General features: G+C 73.4%; 14 protein-coding genes. 6 read left to right on the top strand and 8 right to left on the bottom strand.

Features of this window, described 5'->3' with window-relative positions:
* Positions 1-9: 9 nt before the first annotated feature.
* Positions 10-2,121, bottom strand: a complete 2,112-nt coding sequence (locus ACZ7P3_RS24155; RefSeq protein WP_472084920.1) for a HelD family protein — start codon at positions 2,119-2,121, stop codon at positions 10-12.
* Between the two features lie 328 nt (positions 2,122-2,449).
* Between ACZ7P3_RS24155 and ACZ7P3_RS24150 the strand changes: the two genes are divergently transcribed.
* Together ACZ7P3_RS24150 and ACZ7P3_RS24145 are read left to right on the top strand one after the other, a co-directional pair.
* Positions 2,450-2,632 carry a hypothetical protein gene (locus ACZ7P3_RS24150; RefSeq protein WP_472084918.1) on the top strand — a complete coding sequence of 61 codons (183 nt, stop codon included), beginning with the start codon at positions 2,450-2,452 and terminating at the stop codon, positions 2,630-2,632.
* An 18-nt stretch (positions 2,633-2,650) separates the two neighbouring features.
* Entirely contained in the window at positions 2,651-3,817 is a 1,167-nt protein-coding gene (locus tag ACZ7P3_RS24145; RefSeq protein WP_472084916.1) for a glycosyltransferase 87 family protein, read from the top strand.
* On the opposite strand, the gene ACZ7P3_RS24140 is transcribed toward ACZ7P3_RS24145, so the two are convergent.
* Positions 3,769-5,418, bottom strand: a complete 1,650-nt coding sequence (locus ACZ7P3_RS24140) for a DNA repair helicase XPB (protein ID WP_472084914.1) — start codon at positions 5,416-5,418, stop codon at positions 3,769-3,771. The two genes, ACZ7P3_RS24145 and ACZ7P3_RS24140, sit on opposite strands and share 49 nt — an antisense overlap.
* 81 nt (positions 5,419-5,499) lie before the next feature.
* The gene (locus ACZ7P3_RS24135) at positions 5,500-8,139 is read right to left on the bottom strand and encodes a helicase-associated domain-containing protein (protein WP_472084912.1); all 2,640 of its coding nucleotides are present in this window, start codon (positions 8,137-8,139) and stop codon (positions 5,500-5,502) included.
* A 104-nt stretch (positions 8,140-8,243) separates the two neighbouring features.
* Here ACZ7P3_RS24135 and ACZ7P3_RS24130 point away from each other — a divergent pair, with 104 nt between their 5' ends.
* Complete coding sequence (locus tag ACZ7P3_RS24130) at positions 8,244-9,320, top strand: hypothetical protein (protein WP_472084910.1); 1,077 nt, start codon at positions 8,244-8,246, stop codon at positions 9,318-9,320.
* A gap of 296 nt (positions 9,321-9,616) precedes the next feature.
* Positions 9,617-10,261 carry an HAD family hydrolase gene (locus tag ACZ7P3_RS24125; RefSeq protein WP_472084908.1) on the top strand — a complete coding sequence of 215 codons (645 nt, stop codon included), beginning with the start codon at positions 9,617-9,619 and terminating at the stop codon, positions 10,259-10,261.
* Here ACZ7P3_RS24125 and ACZ7P3_RS24120 read toward each other — a convergent pair.
* Positions 10,225-10,488, bottom strand: coding sequence for a hypothetical protein (locus ACZ7P3_RS24120; protein WP_472084906.1), 264 nt, complete (start codon positions 10,486-10,488; stop codon positions 10,225-10,227). The genes ACZ7P3_RS24125 and ACZ7P3_RS24120 overlap by 37 nt on opposite strands.
* A 175-nt stretch (positions 10,489-10,663) precedes the next feature.
* On the opposite strand from ACZ7P3_RS24120, the gene ACZ7P3_RS24115 reads away from it, so the two are divergent.
* A complete protein-coding gene (locus tag ACZ7P3_RS24115; RefSeq protein WP_472084904.1) occupies positions 10,664-11,047 on the top strand; it encodes a cold-shock protein in 384 nt (127 codons plus the stop codon).
* 87 nt (positions 11,048-11,134) lie between these two features.
* On the opposite strand, the gene ACZ7P3_RS24110 is transcribed toward ACZ7P3_RS24115, so the two are convergent.
* From ACZ7P3_RS24110 to ACZ7P3_RS24095, 4 genes are all read right to left on the bottom strand, one after another.
* A complete protein-coding gene (locus ACZ7P3_RS24110; protein ID WP_472084902.1) occupies positions 11,135-11,992 on the bottom strand; it encodes a 1,4-dihydroxy-6-naphthoate synthase in 858 nt (285 codons plus the stop codon).
* Positions 11,979-12,845, bottom strand: a complete 867-nt coding sequence (locus ACZ7P3_RS24105) for a futalosine hydrolase (RefSeq protein ID WP_472085235.1) — start codon at positions 12,843-12,845, stop codon at positions 11,979-11,981. Before ACZ7P3_RS24105 ends, ACZ7P3_RS24110 begins: the two co-directional genes overlap by 14 nt.
* Before the next feature lie 56 nt (positions 12,846-12,901).
* Positions 12,902-13,375, bottom strand: coding sequence for a DUF2771 domain-containing protein (locus ACZ7P3_RS24100; protein WP_472084900.1), 474 nt, complete (start codon positions 13,373-13,375; stop codon positions 12,902-12,904).
* A 62-nt stretch (positions 13,376-13,437) separates the two neighbouring features.
* Positions 13,438-14,841, bottom strand: a complete 1,404-nt coding sequence (locus ACZ7P3_RS24095) for an MFS transporter (RefSeq protein WP_472084898.1) — start codon at positions 14,839-14,841, stop codon at positions 13,438-13,440.
* A gap of 615 nt (positions 14,842-15,456) precedes the next feature.
* Between ACZ7P3_RS24095 and ACZ7P3_RS24090 the strand changes: the two genes are divergently transcribed.
* On the top strand, positions 15,457-16,383 hold the full coding sequence (locus ACZ7P3_RS24090) for a DUF3027 domain-containing protein (protein WP_472084896.1): 927 nt from the start codon (positions 15,457-15,459) through the stop codon (positions 16,381-16,383).
* Positions 16,384-16,478 lie beyond the last annotated feature (95 nt).

Below are 16,478 nucleotides of genomic sequence, written 5' to 3'. Positions count from 1 at the left end.
CACAGCACCCTACTCGGCGAGTTGCGAGGGCAGGGGTGCCGCGTGCGTCACGATCAGTCCCGACACCGCCCGGGTCAGGGCCACGTACAGGCGCCGCAGGCCCGTGCGTTCGTCCGGCTCGCCGTCCACCACCGCCTGCGGCTCGTCCAGGACCACGTAGTCGTACTCCAGACCCTTGGCGAGGGAGGCCGGGACCAGGGTGAGCCGGGTCTCGCGGGTGGTCTCCTCGCCGGGTGCCAGACAGGTGATCCCGGCCGCCGCCAGGGCCTCGGCGAGTGCCGGGACGCGGGCGTCGGCCGCGATCAGGCCGGTGGAGCCCTCGTTGCGCAGCAACTCCGCGCAGGCGGCCGTCACTTCGGCGGTCCCCGTCGCCGTACGGACCTCGAAGAAGCCCGGGTTCTCACGGACCGAGGCGACCGGGGTGAGGCCGGGCGCGATGTGCGGGAGGAGCCGGGAGGCGTATGTGATGACGTCCGTGGGGACGCGGAAGCCCGCCGTCAGCTCCTCGATGACCCCCTCGCTCTTGCCGAGGTGGGCCAGCGCGTCGCCCCAGCTCTGTGTCGCCCAGGGGGTCGTGCCCTGCGCCAGGTCGCCCAGGACGGTCGCGCTGCCGGTGGTGCAGCGGCGGCCGACGGCCCGGTACTGCATGGGGGAGAGGTCCTGCGCCTCGTCCAGGACCACATGACCGAGCGAGTGCGTACGCTCGGTCAGATCGGCCGCCTCGTCGATCAGCACCGCGTCCGCCGCCGACCACTTCGCCGCCTTCACGCTGCGCACCGGCTTCGCCCACAGGATCGTCTTCTGCTCGTCCTCGTCGAGGATCCCCCCGGCATGCTCGGCGAGGAAGTCGGCGTCCGTCAGCAGGCGCAGCACCAGCTTCGCCGGATCGACGGCCGGCCAGACCGCCTTGACGGCCGCCTTCACGGCGCTGTTGCGAGCGACCGCGTCCTGCACCCGGTCGTCGGGCGCCTCCCCGGCCCGCTCCATCTGCACCAGCACCGCGTGCGCGATGCGCTGCGGAAGTGCCTCGCGGGCGGCGCCGTAGCGGATGCCCCGGTCCAGCAACTCGCGGACGAGGTTCTCCAGTTCGTACGCCGGAACCCGCCAGCGCCGCGAGCCGCGCACCACCATGACCGGCTCGCCGGGCATGGTCACGTGGGAGTACAGGGCCCGGCGCAGCACGCCGGCCATCCGGGCGTCGCCCTTGACGATCGCGGCGGCCGCGTCGTCCTTTCCGCGCACCTCCACATGGGCGACCAGGTCGTCCACGGTCGCCTGCTGCACGGTCAGCTCGCCGAGGGCCGGCAGGACTTGCTCGATGTAGTGGAGGAAGGACCTGTTCGGGCCGATGACGAGCGTGCCGGTGCGGGCGAGCCGCTCCCGGTGGGCGTAGAGCAGGTAGGCGACCCGGTGCAGGCCGACGGCGGTCTTTCCGGTGCCCGGGCCGCCCTGTACGCACACGGTCCCGCCCAGACCGCTGCGGACGATCTCGTCCTGCTCGGGCTGGATGGTGGCCACGATGTCCCGCATGGGGCCGACGCGGGGCCGCTCGATCTCCTGCTGGAGCAGCTTGCTGGTGGCCGCCGCCTCCGCCGGGTCCGACAGGTGCTCGTCCTCGTACGCGGTCAGGTCGCCGCCGGTGTAGCCGAAGCGGCGGCGCAGCCCGACGTCCATCGGGTCCTTCTTGGACGCGCGGTAGAACGGCTGCGAGACCGGGGCGCGCCAGTCGATCACCATCGGGTCGCCGTCGGCGTCGTGGACGTGCCGGCGCCCGATGTAGAACTGCTCGCCCTCGGCCCCTTCGGCCCGGTCCGCGCCCGGGGCGTGCAGGTAGTCGAGCCGCCCGAAGAAGAGGGGGGTGTCGCTGAGGTCGGCGAGGGCCTTGATGCGCTCGTCGATCTGGCGGGCGAGCACCTCGGCGTTGACCCAGTTCGCGGTGACGTCCCTGATGTCCAGCGCCTCGACGTCCTCGCGCATGGCGCGCAGGGCGGCCCGGGACGCGCCGAGGTGGGAGCGCTCGCGGGCCAGGGGGTCGTCGAGGTGCGGGCGCTCGTGGGCGGGAGAGCCGTCGAGCGGGGTGTCGAGGGGAGCGTCCAGCGATTCGTGGGCGGGCGTGGACAAGGGAGTGCCTCCGGTGGGCCTGCTGCGTGCGATGCGTGGCTACGACGAATGCCGTCCGGTTTCCGGCCGGGCGGCGGCACTCCCTCGGGGAGGCGGGCAAGAGCGGAGATTTTAGAGGAAGTGGCAGGGAGGGGGCCAACGAATTTCCGTGAGGTGTCCTGCGGGGGCTCCGGCGGCCCCGGCGGCTCCGGGAGGCCGGGTCCCGCCCCCTAGGGGACGCCGCCCTCCCGGTGTAGGGGGGCCTCCATCCGGAGGTCTACGCGCGGGCCCGCGGAAATGGCCCCGGAGACCGATACCGGATCGATACCCGAGGTTCCACCATGGAGACATGAGCGCAGCGACCATCTCTCCAGCCCCTGTCCGGCCCCCGACCGGTGCCACGGCCGTGGACGGCCCCCACCACCACCCGCTGGGCAACGCCCTGCGTGCCGTCAAGGTGTTCGTGGAGGCCGCGTTCGGCGTCGTGATCCTCGGCGAGTACGGCGAGGAAGCGGGCATACACCGCAGGTGACGGCATAGGGTCACCTCCGTGCGGAAACGGACGGTGACGCCCCTCCCTGCCCTGCTGCCCCTGCTCCTTCTCGCGGTCTCCCTCGCCTCCTTCACCGCCCTGTGCGTCCTGCAGCGGGCCCCGATGGCCGACCTGCTGGTCTACCGGGCCGAGGGCGCGGCCGTCGCCCACGGCGGCGACCTGTACGGCTTCACGGTCACCGAGTGGCAGCTCCCGGCGACCTACCCGCCCTTCGCAGCGATCCTGTTCGTCCCCACGGCATGGATCCCCGTCCCGGTCCTGAAAGCGGTGTTCCTGGCGGGCAACGCGCTCCTGCTCGCCGGACTAGTCGCCCTCTCCGCCCGCCTGGCCGCGCGTCCCGTGTCCCCGCCCCTCCTCTGCACGGCCACCGCTCTCGCCCTCTGGCTGGAGCCGGTCTTCCAGACGGTCCTGTTCGGCCAGATCAACCTGGCGGTCGCCTGCCTGGTCCTGTGGGACCTCACCCGTGCTCCCGGCACCCGCGCCAGGGGCCTGGCCCTCGGCCTCGCGACGGGGATCAAGCTCACGCCGGCGATCTTCATCGCGTACCTGTTCCTGCGCGGACGCCGGCGGGAGGCGGCCACGGCGACGGCGGCCTTCACCGCCACGGTCCTCCTCGGCGCCCTGCTCCTGCCCTCGGCGAGCGCCGAGTTCTGGACCCGGCGCCTCTACGACACGGGAAGGGTGGGCAAGTCATGGATCGTGGACGACCAGTCCCTGCAGGGCCTGATCGCCCGCGCCCTGCACGACCCGGCACCGGGGCCCGCCTGGGCCCTGCCGGCGGCGGCCGTGGCAGCGGCGGGTCTGTGGCTGGCGGCCCGCACCCGCCAGGACGGCCACGGGATCCTGCTGACCGCCCTCACCGCCCTGCTGGTCTCCCCGATCAGCTGGTCCCACCACTGGGTCTGGTGCGTACCGCTCCTGGTGCTGCTCCTGACCGAGTCCCGCCTCCGCCTCGCGGTCCTGACGGCGGCACTCTTCACCGCCCGCACCCTGTGGCTGGTCCCCCACGAGGGCGACCGCGATCTGCACCTGCCCTGGTGGCAGCAGCCGCTCGCCTCGCCGTACCCCTTGCTGGGGCTGGCGTTCCTGGCGGGGGCCGCGGCGCTCCCGGTGGCTCAGCCGGTGTCCCCGGCGAGGATCTCGTCCGCGTCCACGATCCGGTAGGAGTAGCCCTGTTCGGCCAGGAAGCGCTGGCGGTGGGCGGCGAAGTCCTGGTCGATGGTGTCGCGGGCGACCACCGAGTAGAAGTGCGCCTGATGGCCGTCGGCCTTGGGGCGCAGGACGCGGCCGAGGCGCTGGGCCTCCTCCTGGCGCGAGCCGAAGGTGCCCGACACCTGGACGGCGACCGTGGCCTCCGGCAGGTCGATGGAGAAGTTGGCGACCTTGGAGACGACGAGCACGCTGATCTCGCCCTCGCGGAACGCGTCGAAGAGCTTCTCGCGCTGCGCGTTGGACGTCTCGCCCTTGATCACCGGGGCGTCGAGGTGCTCGCCCAGCTCGTCCAGCTGGTCGATGTACTGGCCGATGACGAGGATCTGCTGCCCGGCGAAGCGGCGGACGATCGCCTCCGTGACCTTCCGCTTGGTCGCGGTCGTGGCGCAGAAGCGGTACTTCTCCTCGGTCTCGGCGGTGGCGTACGCCAGCCGCTCGGAGTCGGTCAGGTTCACCCGGACCTCGACGCAGTCGGCGGGCGCGATGTAGCCCTGCGCCTCGATCTCCTTCCAGGGCGCGTCGAAGCGCTTGGGCCCGATGAGGGAGAACACGTCCGACTCACGGCCGTCCTCGCGCACGAGGGTGGCGGTGAGACCGAGGCGGCGCCGGGCCTGGAGGTCCGCCGTGAACTTGAAGACCGGCGCGGGAAGAAGGTGGACCTCGTCGTAGACGATCAGGCCCCAGTCACGGGAGTCGAACAGTTCGAGGTGCGGGTAGACGCCCTTCCGCTTGGTCGTCAGCACCTGGTAGGTGGCGATGGTGACCGGGCGGATCTCCTTCCGCGTCCCGCTGTACTCGCCGATCTCGTCCTCGGTCAGCGTGGTCCGCTTCACCAGCTCGTGCTTCCACTGCCGGGCCGAGACGGTGTTGGTGACGAGGATCAGGGTGGTGGACTTCGCCTGAGCCATGGACCCGGCGCCGACCAGCGTCTTTCCCGCACCACAGGGGAGCACGACCACACCGCTCCCGCCGTGCCAGAAGTTCTCCACGGCCTGCCTCTGGTACGGCCGCAGCGCCCAGCCGTCCTCCAGCAGCTCGATCGAATGCGCCTCGCCGTCCACATACCCGGCGAGGTCCTCGGCGGGCCAGCCCAGCTTCAGCAGCACCTGCTTGATCTGCCCGCGCTCGGAGGGGTGCACGACGACGGTGTCCGGATCGAGGCGGGCGCCGACCAGCGGCGCGATCCGCTTGGACTTCAGCACCTCCTCCAGCACCGGCCGGTCGGTGGTGGTGAGGACCAGCCCGTGCGCGGGGTGCTTGCTGAGGGTGAGCCTGCCGTACCGGTCCATCGTCTCGGCGACGTCCACGAGCAGCGCGTGCGGCACCGGGTACCTGCTGTACTGCACCAGCGCGTCCACGACCTGCTCGGCGTCGTGCCCGGCCGCCCGCGCGTTCCACAGGCCGAGCGGCGTGACCCGGTAGGTGTGGATGTGCTCGGGCGCCCGCTCCAGCTCGGCGAAGGGCGCGATGGCCCGACGGCAGTCGTCGGCCCGCTCGTGGTCGACTTCCAGGAGCAGGGTCTTGTCGGACTGGACGATCAGCGGCCCATTCACGCGCGGCACACCCTTCCTCTTCCTCTATGGCCTTCAACAACGGCCAAACGTCCAGTGTGCCCTATGGACGGATGATCAGGGTCAGTCCTCCGCCAGCTCCGCGACCCCCGTGATCCGGTGCAGCGGATACGTCCGTACCTCGTCGGCCGTGTGGTCGTACGCCGTCACGAAGCCGCCCTCCACACGGATCGGGGCGATGACGCGCTGGCTGGCGGAGCCCTCGGCGTTCACGTAGCCGATCCACAGGGATTCGCCGGTCAGCACGGCGGCCTGCATGGTGGCCAGGGTCTCGGCGGAGGACGTGCGCGGCAGCTCGCCGCCGGCCGACGCGGCCCCGCCGGCCCCGGTGCTCTTGCGCGGGGCGGTGGCGGCCAGGTCGCCCGCCCGGATCGCGCGGATCGCGGCCGACAGGAGCGTGGCGTCGGGCGACGGCGGGCCGTCCGGCACCGGCTCGGGCGCGGTGCGCGGCGGGGTGCGGTGGGCGTCGGCACGGGTGATCAGCACATCGCCCTCGGCGGACTCCGCGGCGGGCGCGTAGCCCATCGCGCGCAGGCCCTCCAGCAGCGCGGCCGGGTCCGTCTGGGCGGCCAGGACGGTCGGGGCGAGGCGGCGCAGCCGCAGGGCGGCCGCCCGCTTGTCGGCGAGGATCTCGTTCAGCAGGGCGTCGTCGTCGCAGCGGACATACGCCGAGGCCGCGCCCACCCGCAGGTGGCCGTGCTTGCGGGCCACGTCGTCGACCAGGTACGCGAGCGGCTGCGGGACCGGCGTACGGGAGTGCGTGGTGAGGAAGGCATGCAGATCGGCGGCGGTCCGGCCGGCGTCCAGGGCACGCCGGACCGAGGCCGGGGTGAAGCGGTAGACGGTCGCGCCGCCCTTGGACTCGACGTCCGCGAGGACGCCGAGCACATCGGCCAGCGGACGCCGCAGCGGGCCGGGGGCCACCGCCGTCAGGTCGGCCTGCAGCAGCACATGGTCCAGGGGTTCGGGCAGCAGCGGCGCGAGAAGCCGCGCGGCGGCGGCGGTGGCGACGGCCTGCTCGGCGGGGGTGCGCACCTCGGCGGGCGGGGCCGGACGATGGTGGACGGGAAGCTTGTCGCCGGGACCGGAAGGCCTCGGGGGGCCGGAGACGGCGGAGGCCACCGAGGCGGCCGTATCGGGAGGCGCACTCGGGGCGTCCGCCGTGCCCGCCGCAATCCCCGTACGGGCGGTGGCCCTCGTACCCGATGCGGCCGACGGTGCGCCGAGCAGCGCCCGGCCGTGTGCGCAGAGCGCTCCGCGGCCGGTGACGCCGAGCAGTTCCGCCTCCGAGAGGGTCCAGCGGGCCAGCCGGGAGCGCAGATCGTCGTCCGCGCCGTCCCGCTGCTGACCGCGCAGCGGCCGTTCCCAGCGCAGCCGGGCCAGCACCGACTCGGCGGTCGGGACCGTGCCCTGCGGCAGGCCGGCCAGCAGGGTCAGCACCCGGTGCCGTACCTCGGGCGCGGCGGACCGGTCGAGTCCCGGACCCAGTGCGGACAACGCACGGTCCTTCGCGTCCCGCCCGCCGACCAGGCCCGCTGTCCGGGTGGCCGTCAGCCAGACCTCGGCGAGCCGGGCCCAGCGCTCGGCGGGGGGCCGCTCCAGCCACTCGTCGTAGCCGGGGGTGGCCGCGTACCGCTCGTCGGCCTCGCCGTCGGAGGCCAGCAGACCGGCCGCGTACGCCAGCTCGACCCAGAAGGCGGCGACCGGCTCCGACACGTCCAGGGCGACGGCGGTCCGCTTCAGGTCCCGCACGCTCAGCCCGCCGGCCCGCAGCACGGCCGGACCGCCCTCGTCCCAGTCCTTCAGCAGCTCCTCGACGGTGGCCAGCGCGGTGTACGCCTGCCCGGCCGCGGTGGCGTCCACCACCTGGGGAGCATGCGTGGCGGCCGGCTCGACCGCGGGCGGCAGCGGCTCCGGCGCACGGTGAGCGCGGCCCCCGCGCAGATGCAGGGCCACCTCCCGGGGCAGCACGACCGTGCCCGGGGCGGTCGGCAGCAGCAGGCCGCGGTCCAGCAGCCAGCGCAGATGGGCGGCCGGGTCGGGGGTGACCTGCCCGTAGGGCGGCCCCCACACCAGCCGGGACAGCACCTCGCGGGAGGCCTCGGGAGCCTGTGCGAGCAGCGCGGTCATCTTCTTCCGGCGGGTGAACAGCGCGGTGAGCGCGGCCGCCGCCGAGACCGAGTCGTGCGTCGAGGTGAGCCCGGCGGTGGCGACGATCTCCTGGATCCGCCCCGGGGACATGCCCGAGGTGGCCTCCTGCACGGTCGGGCCGAGACCGGTCGGCGAGGGGTGCTGCGCGGACGGCGCGAGCAGCTCCCGTGCCGTCCGCACCAGGCGCAGCCGCTCGTCGTCGCCCCACACGAGGGCCTGTTCACGCAGGGTGCCGACGGCGCGGGGCAGCGCGTCGGCCACGCTCTCGTCCTTGGCGTCCCCCGCCATCAGACCGAGGAGTGTGCTGTACGGCGCCGGGTCCTGGGCCACGGCCAGGGCCTCCGCGGTCTGCAGCGCGAACCGGTCCAGCCGCTCCAGCGCGCGCAGGACGGAGGCACGGGTGCCGGCCCGGGTGGCCAGCTGGGTGAGGTCGGTGGGGACGGGGGTGATGAGATCGGGTCGGCTGCGCAGCAGCGCGGCCAGCGAGGCGTCGTCCCTCATACGGAGCGACTCGGCGAGGGACCGGGGGGCTGAGTGGGCCTCGGGGCTCATCCGGCCAACGGTAGCTGACCGGGCGGGCGCAGCGGCTCCGAGCGGCGAGGAAGAAGCGGTACCTTCCTCAGCGGGGTTCATCGGCACCACCCCGGAGGGGTTCCGTGGGGATCGAAAGCGACCAGGTCGTCTACGAGTATCTGAGCCGCGTCGGCGATGTCGCTCACCAGCGGCAGTTGCCGTCGTCCACGCGGATGCGGCTGGTGTCGGAGCTGCGGAACGAGATCGACCGGCGCCGGGCCGAGGTGCCGGTGGACAGTCCCGCCGCCGTGCGCCGCATCCTGGACCGGCTGGGCACCCCGGACGAGGTGGTCGACGCGGCCGGCGGCGGCGCGGACAGGCCGCGGCCGCCGTCCGCGGCCGTGCCCGTACAGCGGGAGACCGATGCGCGGGGTGCGGAGGAACGGCCCAGGGGGCTGCGCAGGATCGTCCCCCGGCCCCGCCGCGCCGAGCCGGAGCCGCCCGCCCCGCGCAGTGCGCCCTCCCCGCCCCACCTCGCCGCCGCACACGAACTCGGTGACAGCGGGATGCAGCCCGACTGGTGGCGGGTACAGGGCGGTCCGCTGGATCAGGTGGCCGGCGACGACGCCGTACCGGGTTTTGTCGGCGGAGTGGAGATCCCCGACCTGCTCAGACAGCCGCGGAAGGAGACGGCGGAGGGGACGGGGGAGGGGAAGGAGAGGACCCCGGAGGAGCCGGCGCGGGTAGCGGACCTCACGGAACAGCAGCCCGCCGCCCCGCAGCCCGGCGCCCGGCGCCGCCTGTTCGCCCGCCGCACCGCGCCCGCCGCGCCCGCCGCGCCCGCGGCACCGGCCGCCCGCCGCCTGCTCCCGCGTCCCGCCGCCGGCTGGACCAACCCGCTTCTGCTGCTGGCCGCCGCCGCGTTGGTCGCCGGTGCGGTGCTCGGCAACTGGTTCGCGCTGGTCCTGGGCTGGCTGATCGCCTACGGCTCACGGCGTCTGACCCCGGCGGAGACCAAGTGGGCGGTGCTCGGCGTCCCCGGTCTCGCGCTCGCGGCCGGCGTGCTCTGGCTGTACGGCCGCGGCAGCGGGCGCTGGGGCGCTCCCATCCCCCACGGTCATCTGAACGACGCGGTGGCCGAGACCTGGCCCTGGGTGATCCGAGGCGCGGCCGTGGCCTCGGCCCTCTTCCTGGTCTGGCGCTCCCAGCGCAAGCGGTAGCCGCTCCGCGGGGGCCGTGATCGGGTGTGGGCCGGTGGGGGCTGGTCGCGCAGTTCCCCGCGCCCCCTTGGGCGGGGCGCTTTCGGCGTGAGTGGTGGGCGTTTCGCTGCGGCCCGGTGATCGGGTGCGGGCCGGTGGGGGCTGGTCGCGCAGTTCCCCGCGCCCCTTGGGCGGGGTTCTCCCAGCGCAAGCGGTAGCCGCTCCGCGGGGGCCGTGATCGGGTGTGGGCCGGTGGGGGTTGGTCGCGCAGTTCCCTGCGCCCCCTTGGGCGGGGGCGCACCGGCACAATGGCCCCCATGACCCCGAGCCCCGCCGCCCTCACCATCGGCTTCGACCTGGACATGACCCTCATCGACTCACGCCCGGGCATCCACGCCTGCTACCTCGCCCTGGCGGAGCGGACCGGGACGTACATCGACGCCGACCTGGCGGTGACCCGTCTCGGGCCGCCGCTCGCACAGGAGCTGGTCAACTGGTTCCCGCCCGAGCAGGTCCCGGCGATGGCCGATCTGTACCGGGAGATGTACCCGTCGATCGCCGTCACCGCGACCCCCGCCATGGCAGGAGCCAAGGGGGCGATCGAGGCGGTGCGCGCGGCCGGCGGCCGGACGATGGTGGTCACCGCGAAGTACGAGCCGAACGCCAAGCTGCACCTCGCCCACCTGGGCCTGGAACCCGATGTGGTCGTCGGCGACCTGTGGGCCGAGCAGAAGGCGGAGGCCCTGCGCGAGTACGGCGCGAGCGTCTACGTCGGCGACCACGTCGGAGACGTCCGCGGGGCCCGTGCGGCGGGCGCGCTGTCCGTGGCGGTGGCCACCGGCCCGTGCGACGCCGACGAGCTGCGCGCCGCCGGCGCGGACGTCGTGCTGGACGACCTCACCGCCTTCCCGGCCTGGCTGACCGCCTACCGAGAGGTTCCCGGCGCCGCCCCGCGCGCCTGACGCCGTCCCGCGGCGGCCGAGCGCAGTACGCCTGCCCCGGCCACCAGGAAGCCGACGGCCATGAGCATGCTCAGTCCGAACATGTACGTCGGAAAGGGCTTCGCACCGAGAAACAGCGGGGCCACGGTGACGAGGGTGGCCACGGCTCCGATGAAGAACACCACTGCACCGGCGCGGATCAGTCGGTCACCGGGCCCGGCGGAATTCGTTTGGGTTTTGTCACGCACCGGACCAGGGTAGTTCCCTGCGCGAGAGAACAACCGGGGGACGTCTTGTCACCCGCCCGAAGACCATTAGCCTTGGTAGCGCTTGGTAGCAGCGGGTCATGGGCGACCCGCTCCAGTGCTGTCAAGAGCCGTTTCCGAAGTAGTTTTCCCAACGAGCACGAGGACGAGGACAGACGTGCCTACCGGCAAAGTCAAATGGTTCAACAGCGAGAAGGGCTTCGGCTTCCTCTCCCGCGACGACGGCGGTGACGTCTTCGTCCATTCCTCGGTTCTCCCCGACGGCGTCGATGCGCTCAAGCCGGGACAGCGCGTGGAATTCGGCGTCGTCGCCGGTCAGCGCGGCGATCAGGCGCTCTCCGTGACCGTGCTCGACCCGACCCCGTCGGTCGCGGCCGCGCAGCGCAAGAAGCCGGACGAGCTGGCTTCCATCGTGCAGGACCTGACGACCCTTCTCGAGAACATCACGCCGATGCTGGAGAAGGGCCGCTACCCGGAGAAGGCCTCCGGCAAGAAGATCGCGGGCCTGCTGCGCGCGGTCGCCGACCAGCTGGACGTCTGACCCTCACCCCAGGGGAACAGCGGATCTCCGGTCCTCGCCCCAGCCCCAAGGGAGCAGGGAACCCGGAACGAACAGGGGAGCAGGGGATCAGGGGAAAGCGAGAGCATCCGGGCCGAGGGGCGGCAGCAGCCCCTCGGCCGCCGCACGTGTGAGCAGCCCGCGGACCGCCGCGTAGCCGTCCTCGCCGAGGCCGGCGGTGAACTCGTTGACGTACAGCCCGATGTGCTGGTCGGCGACGGCCGGGTCCATCTCCTGGGCGTGCTCCATGACGTACGGCCGGGAGGCCTCCGGGTCGTCCCAGGCGGCCCGTACAGAGGTGCGGATGGAGTCGGCGAGCCGGCCCAGGGTCCCGGCCCCCAGCGACCGCTTGGCGATGATCGCACCCAGCGGGATCGGCAGCCCGGTGGTGCGCTCCCAGTGCTCGCCCATGTCGGCGAGCTTGTGCAGCCCGTAGTTCTGGTACGTGAAGCGGGCTTCGTGGATGACGAGTCCGGCGTCCACCTTGCCGTCGCGCACGGCCGGCATGATCTCGTGGAACGGCATGACCACGATCTCGCCGAACCCACCGGGCAGCGTGTCCGCCGCCCACAGCCGGAACAGCAGATAGGCCGTCGACTTCTCGCTCGGCACCGCGACCGTACGGCCCGTCAGGTCGACGCCGGCCTCCCGGGTGAGCACCAGCGGCCCGCACCCCCGCCCCAGCGCGCCGCCGCACGGCAGCAGCGTGTACGTGCCGAGGACGTACGGCAGCACGGCGTACGACACCTTCAGCACGTCGAACTCGCCGCGCTCGGCCATGCCGTTGGTGATGTCGATGTCGGCGAAGGTCACGTCCAGCGCGGGCGCGCCGGGGACGCGGCCGTGGGCGAGGGCGTCGAAGACGAACGTGTCGTTGGGGCAGGGGGAGTACGCGATCTGCAGGGCCTGCTGCTCACTGGTCGTCATACGGGTTCCAACTCTCCAATGCGGGCGCGAGCTTCCCGAATCCCTCGGTGAGGGCGGCGAGCGCGTCGCCGATGCGCCAGGCGGCGCGGTCGCGCGGGCCGACCGGGTTGGACACCGCGCGGATCTCCAGCACGGGTACCCCGTGCGCGGCGGCCGCCTCGGCCACGCCGAACCCCTCCATGCCCTCGGCGAGGGCCCCCGGGTGGCGGGCGCGCAGCTCGGCGGCGCGGGCGGCGGTGCCGGTCACGGTGGAGACGGTCAGTACGGTGCCGGGCCGGGCACCGATGGCCTCGGACACGCGCCGTACGAGTGAAATCGGCGGCAGATGGGTGACGGTACCGAAGCCGAGGCCGGTGACCGGGAGGAATCCGTCGGCGGTCTCGGCGCCCAGGTCGGCCACGGTGATCGCGTCGGCGACGACGAGCGAGCCGAGCGGCGCGTCGGGCTGGAAGCCACCGCCGATCCCGGCGGACACGACGAGGCCGTACGGGGTGCCGCCGAGGGCGGCGGCGGTGAGCGCGGTGGCGGTGGAGGCGGCGGCGAGGGCGGGCCCGACACCGGCGGCCAGCAGGTCGTACCCGGCGGCCGTCCGGACCACGCGGATCCCCGGGACATCCGGGCTACCCGGACCCTCCGGGCTACCCGGACCCTCCGGGTTCCCCGGGCCTTCCGGGCTCCGCAGGCCTTCCGGGTTCCCCGGGCCTTCCGGGTTCCGCAGGCCTTCCGGGTTCCCCGGGCCTTCCGGGTTCCGCAGGCCTTCCGGGTGTCCCGGGCCTTCCGGGGTCCCCGAGCCCTGCGCGACATCCGGCAGCAGCCGTATCGCCTCACCCGCGTGCGGGAACGCCCGTGCCACCGCGTCCCGTTCGGCCGGGACCGCGGTGGCCACGAGAATCCGCACGGAAGGCGTGATCAGGCCTTCTTCAGCTTGAAGGACCACAGGCCCTTGGCCGGGGACTGGCCCATCTGGACGGAGACCGTGTTCGTGTCGCCCTGGGTGCCGTACTGGGCGTTGAAGAACGCGCTGCCCGGGATGGTGGTGTAGGTCTTCTTGCTCACTTCGGTGAACTGGTGGCCGTTCACCAGGAGGGTCCAACCGCTGTCCGCGATCTTCGGGTCGACGCCGAAGCGGACCGTCTGGTCCGGGTCCACCTTGATCGACTTGATGTCGCCGGCCTTCTTGGCGCACTTCGCGAGCGACTTGGCGTCCAGCGCCTTGCCGTCGTTGTAGCAGAGCGCCTCGGAGTTGACCGAGCTTCGGCCGACGGTGATCGTTGCGACGGGCGTCGGCTTCTCGCAGGCCGAGAGGACGAGCAGTCCGGCGGAAACGGCGCCGGCGGCGGCGACGGCGCGGCGGCGTCGCACAACGGATTGCAGCGTGGTCATGGCCGAAGGCTATCGGGCACCCGGAGCCGTCCGCCCATGTGGGGTGCGGCGTGCCCGGTTCGTTACGCCACTCGCGCCCGCGGCCGGGTGCCGTGCCGCGCCGAGGCGAGCAGCCCGCGCAGGGTGGCCAGCCAGCCGGCGGCCACGATCACGGCGGCGATCACCAGTCCCAGCGTGCCGTTGAGCGGCATCACGATCCCGACCGCCCCGCCGAACACCCACGCCATCTGCAGCAGCGTCTCCGACCGGGCGAAGGCCGACGTCCGCACCTGCTCGGGCACGTCCCGCTGGATCAGCGCGTCCAGGGACAGCTTGGCCAGCGCCTGCCCGAACCCGGCGACGGCGGCCAGACAGGCCACGAGGAAGGCCCCGAAGAACACGGCGGCCACGATCGCGGTACCGAGCACCACCGCGACGACGGTCACGATGATGATCTCCGGCGCCCTCGCCTTCAGCCAGGCGCCGACGGCCGTGCCCAGGGCGTTGCCGGCGCCCGCCGCCACGCCGACGATCCCCAGCGAGACCGCCGCGCTCTCCCCGGTCAGCGGGTGCTCGCGGAGCAGGAAGGCGAGGAAGAAGATCAGGAAGCCGGACAGACACCGCAGGGCGGCGTTGGCGCCCAGGGCATGGGTGACGGCCGGCCCGACCGTGCGCAGCCCGGGCCGCTTGGCCTCCTGCTTGCGGTGCGGCCCGTGCAGATGCTGCTCGTCGGCCGCGAGCAGCGCCACCGCCTCGCCCTTCGCGGAGTCCACCTTGGGCGGCAGCGAGAAGGACAGGAAGGTCCCCGCAACGAAGATCACGAAGGCGCCGTACAGCGGCCAGGGATCCCCGACGGCATGCAGGGCCGCCCCGATCGGCGCCGCCACGCCGGTGGCCAGGAGCCCGGCGAGGGTGACCCGGGAATTGGCCTTCACCAGGGAGAACCGGGGAGGCAGCAGCCGCGGTACGACGGCGCTGCGCACCACCCCGTACGCCTTCGAGGCCACGAGCACCCCGAGCGCGGCGGGATACAGCTCCAGGCTGCCGCTGGCCACGGCCCCCGAGATGATCAGCGCGAGCAGGGCCCTGGCCAGCATCGCCCCGGCCATCGCGGCCCGCCGCCCGTGCGGCAGCCGGTCCAGGAGGGGGCCGATCACGGGGGCGAGGACGGTGAAGGGCGCCATGGTGATGGCGAGATACAGGGCGACGCGCCCCCGGGCCTCGTCGGTGGGCACGGAGAAGAAGACGGTCGAGGCCAGGGCGACGGTGATCATGACATCGCCGGCCCCGTTGACCGCATGCAGTTCGATCAGCTTCCCCAGCCCCGACTCGCCGGCGCCGTGGGCGTGCGTGGCCTTGCGGATTCCGCGTGCGGTGCCCGTCACGGGGAAGTGCAGGGCGCGGCCGACCGAGCGGACGGCCCCTCCGACCCGGGCCGAACCACTGCCCCGAACGCTCCCCCTGTCCGCGCCAGCCACGTCGTTCATAGTGCCCCGAGACACCGCCCGATAGTGCGGTTTGAGCCCAAGCGAGTCGGGGAGGGAGCCGAAGCCCGGGCCGGCCTCCGGGCGGAGCACACCGGCACACCGGCCGGCACGATCGGCCGGCCGAACCGCGACACAGAGCCGCTTTCTCCCCGAAAACGACCACGAGCAGTGGCCTCTTCCCCGGCCGACCGGGCCGGGCGGCGGGAATTCTTCCTCAGAGGGGAGCCCCGCGAGCGAGGGGCCTTCTCGGCCGACCGGGCCGGGAGGCAGGAGTGTTTTCCCGGGGCTGCGGCCGTGAGCGGGGGCGCTCCCCGGCCGGCCGAGTCGGGACATGGGGGTGTTTTCTCGGCGGAGAGGGGCGTGAGGTGAGGCGTGCTTCCCGGCCCGGCGAGTCCGGTGGGCGGACGGGAAACATCGCCGCGAAGCGGCGGACTGTCCCCGACCACCGACGACGGGGTAGCGTGCGTATCTCAGCCATCAAGCAGAATAGATGGCAGAGGTGCGCCCGAGCGCGATCGGATGCAGACGTCGATGCGGCCCCCAGGTCCGCTCCGTCCGCCCAACCGCCGGAGGCAGCCGCACTCATTGAGACGGCGTAGGAGAGAAGCGATACCTGTGAGCGCAGCGACAACGCGAAGCCGCACCCCCGACCGCCTGTGCGCCGAGGCCGTCGACCTCGCCCGCGCCGCCGCCGAGGAGGCAGCCGCCCCCGGCGTGGTCGGTGAGCACGTCGGCCTGGTGTCCGAGGGCGACCGTGTTGTCACGCACTTCTTCGAGTGCAAGGAGCTGGGCTACCGCGGCTGGCGCTGGGCGGCGACCGTGGCCCGCGCCTCCCGCGCGAAGATCGTGACCCTGGACGAGGTGGTCCTGCTCCCCGGCCAGGACGCCCTCCTCGCCCCCGAGTGGGTGCCGTGGAGCGAGCGGCTGCGCCCCGGCGACCTCGGCCCCGGCGACCTGCTCCCCACCGACCAGGAGGACCTGCGCCTGGAGCCCGGCTACGCGGGCGAGGTGGAGCCCCCGCCGAACTCGGTCGTGTCCGAGGACATGGCGGAGCTGGCGGAGGCCGAGGACGCGGACGTGACCCCGGGGACCCCGGCCGTCCAGCCGACGATCCCCACCCGCGGCTCGATCGCCGCGCTGGCCGAGGAACTGGGCATGCGCCGCGCCCGAGTGCTCTCCCGCTACGGCCTGCACACCGCCGCCGACCGCTGGGAGGAGGCGTTCGGCTCCCAGACACCGATGGCCCAGGCGGCCCCGGCGACCTGCATGAGCTGCGGCTTCCTCACCCCCATCGGCGGCTCGCTGGGCCAGGCCTTCGGCGTCTGTGCGAACGAGTTCTCCCCGGCCGACGGCCGCGTGGTCTCCCTGTCGTACGGCTGTGGCGGCCACTCGGAGGCGGCGGTCATGCCGAAGCCCCCCCAGCCGGCTCCTCCGGTGATCGACGAGATGAAGGTCGACGTGTTCCCCCTGCGGCCGTCCCGCGACTCGGGCTCGGTCCCGGAGGCGGGCGACGAGGAGACGGCGGAACTGGGCCACTCCTAGAGCGGCAGCCCCCGGCCTGCGGCTCCCGTGACGCCCTCGGCTTCCAGTTCCCGTGGCGTCCTCGGCCTGCGGCTTCCGTAACGCCTCGGCTTCCA

Source organism: Streptomyces sp. NPDC107581 (assembly GCF_055657175.1).
Note: the sequence above shows the minus strand (reverse complement) of the source record. Positions and strands in the feature narration are given on the sequence as shown.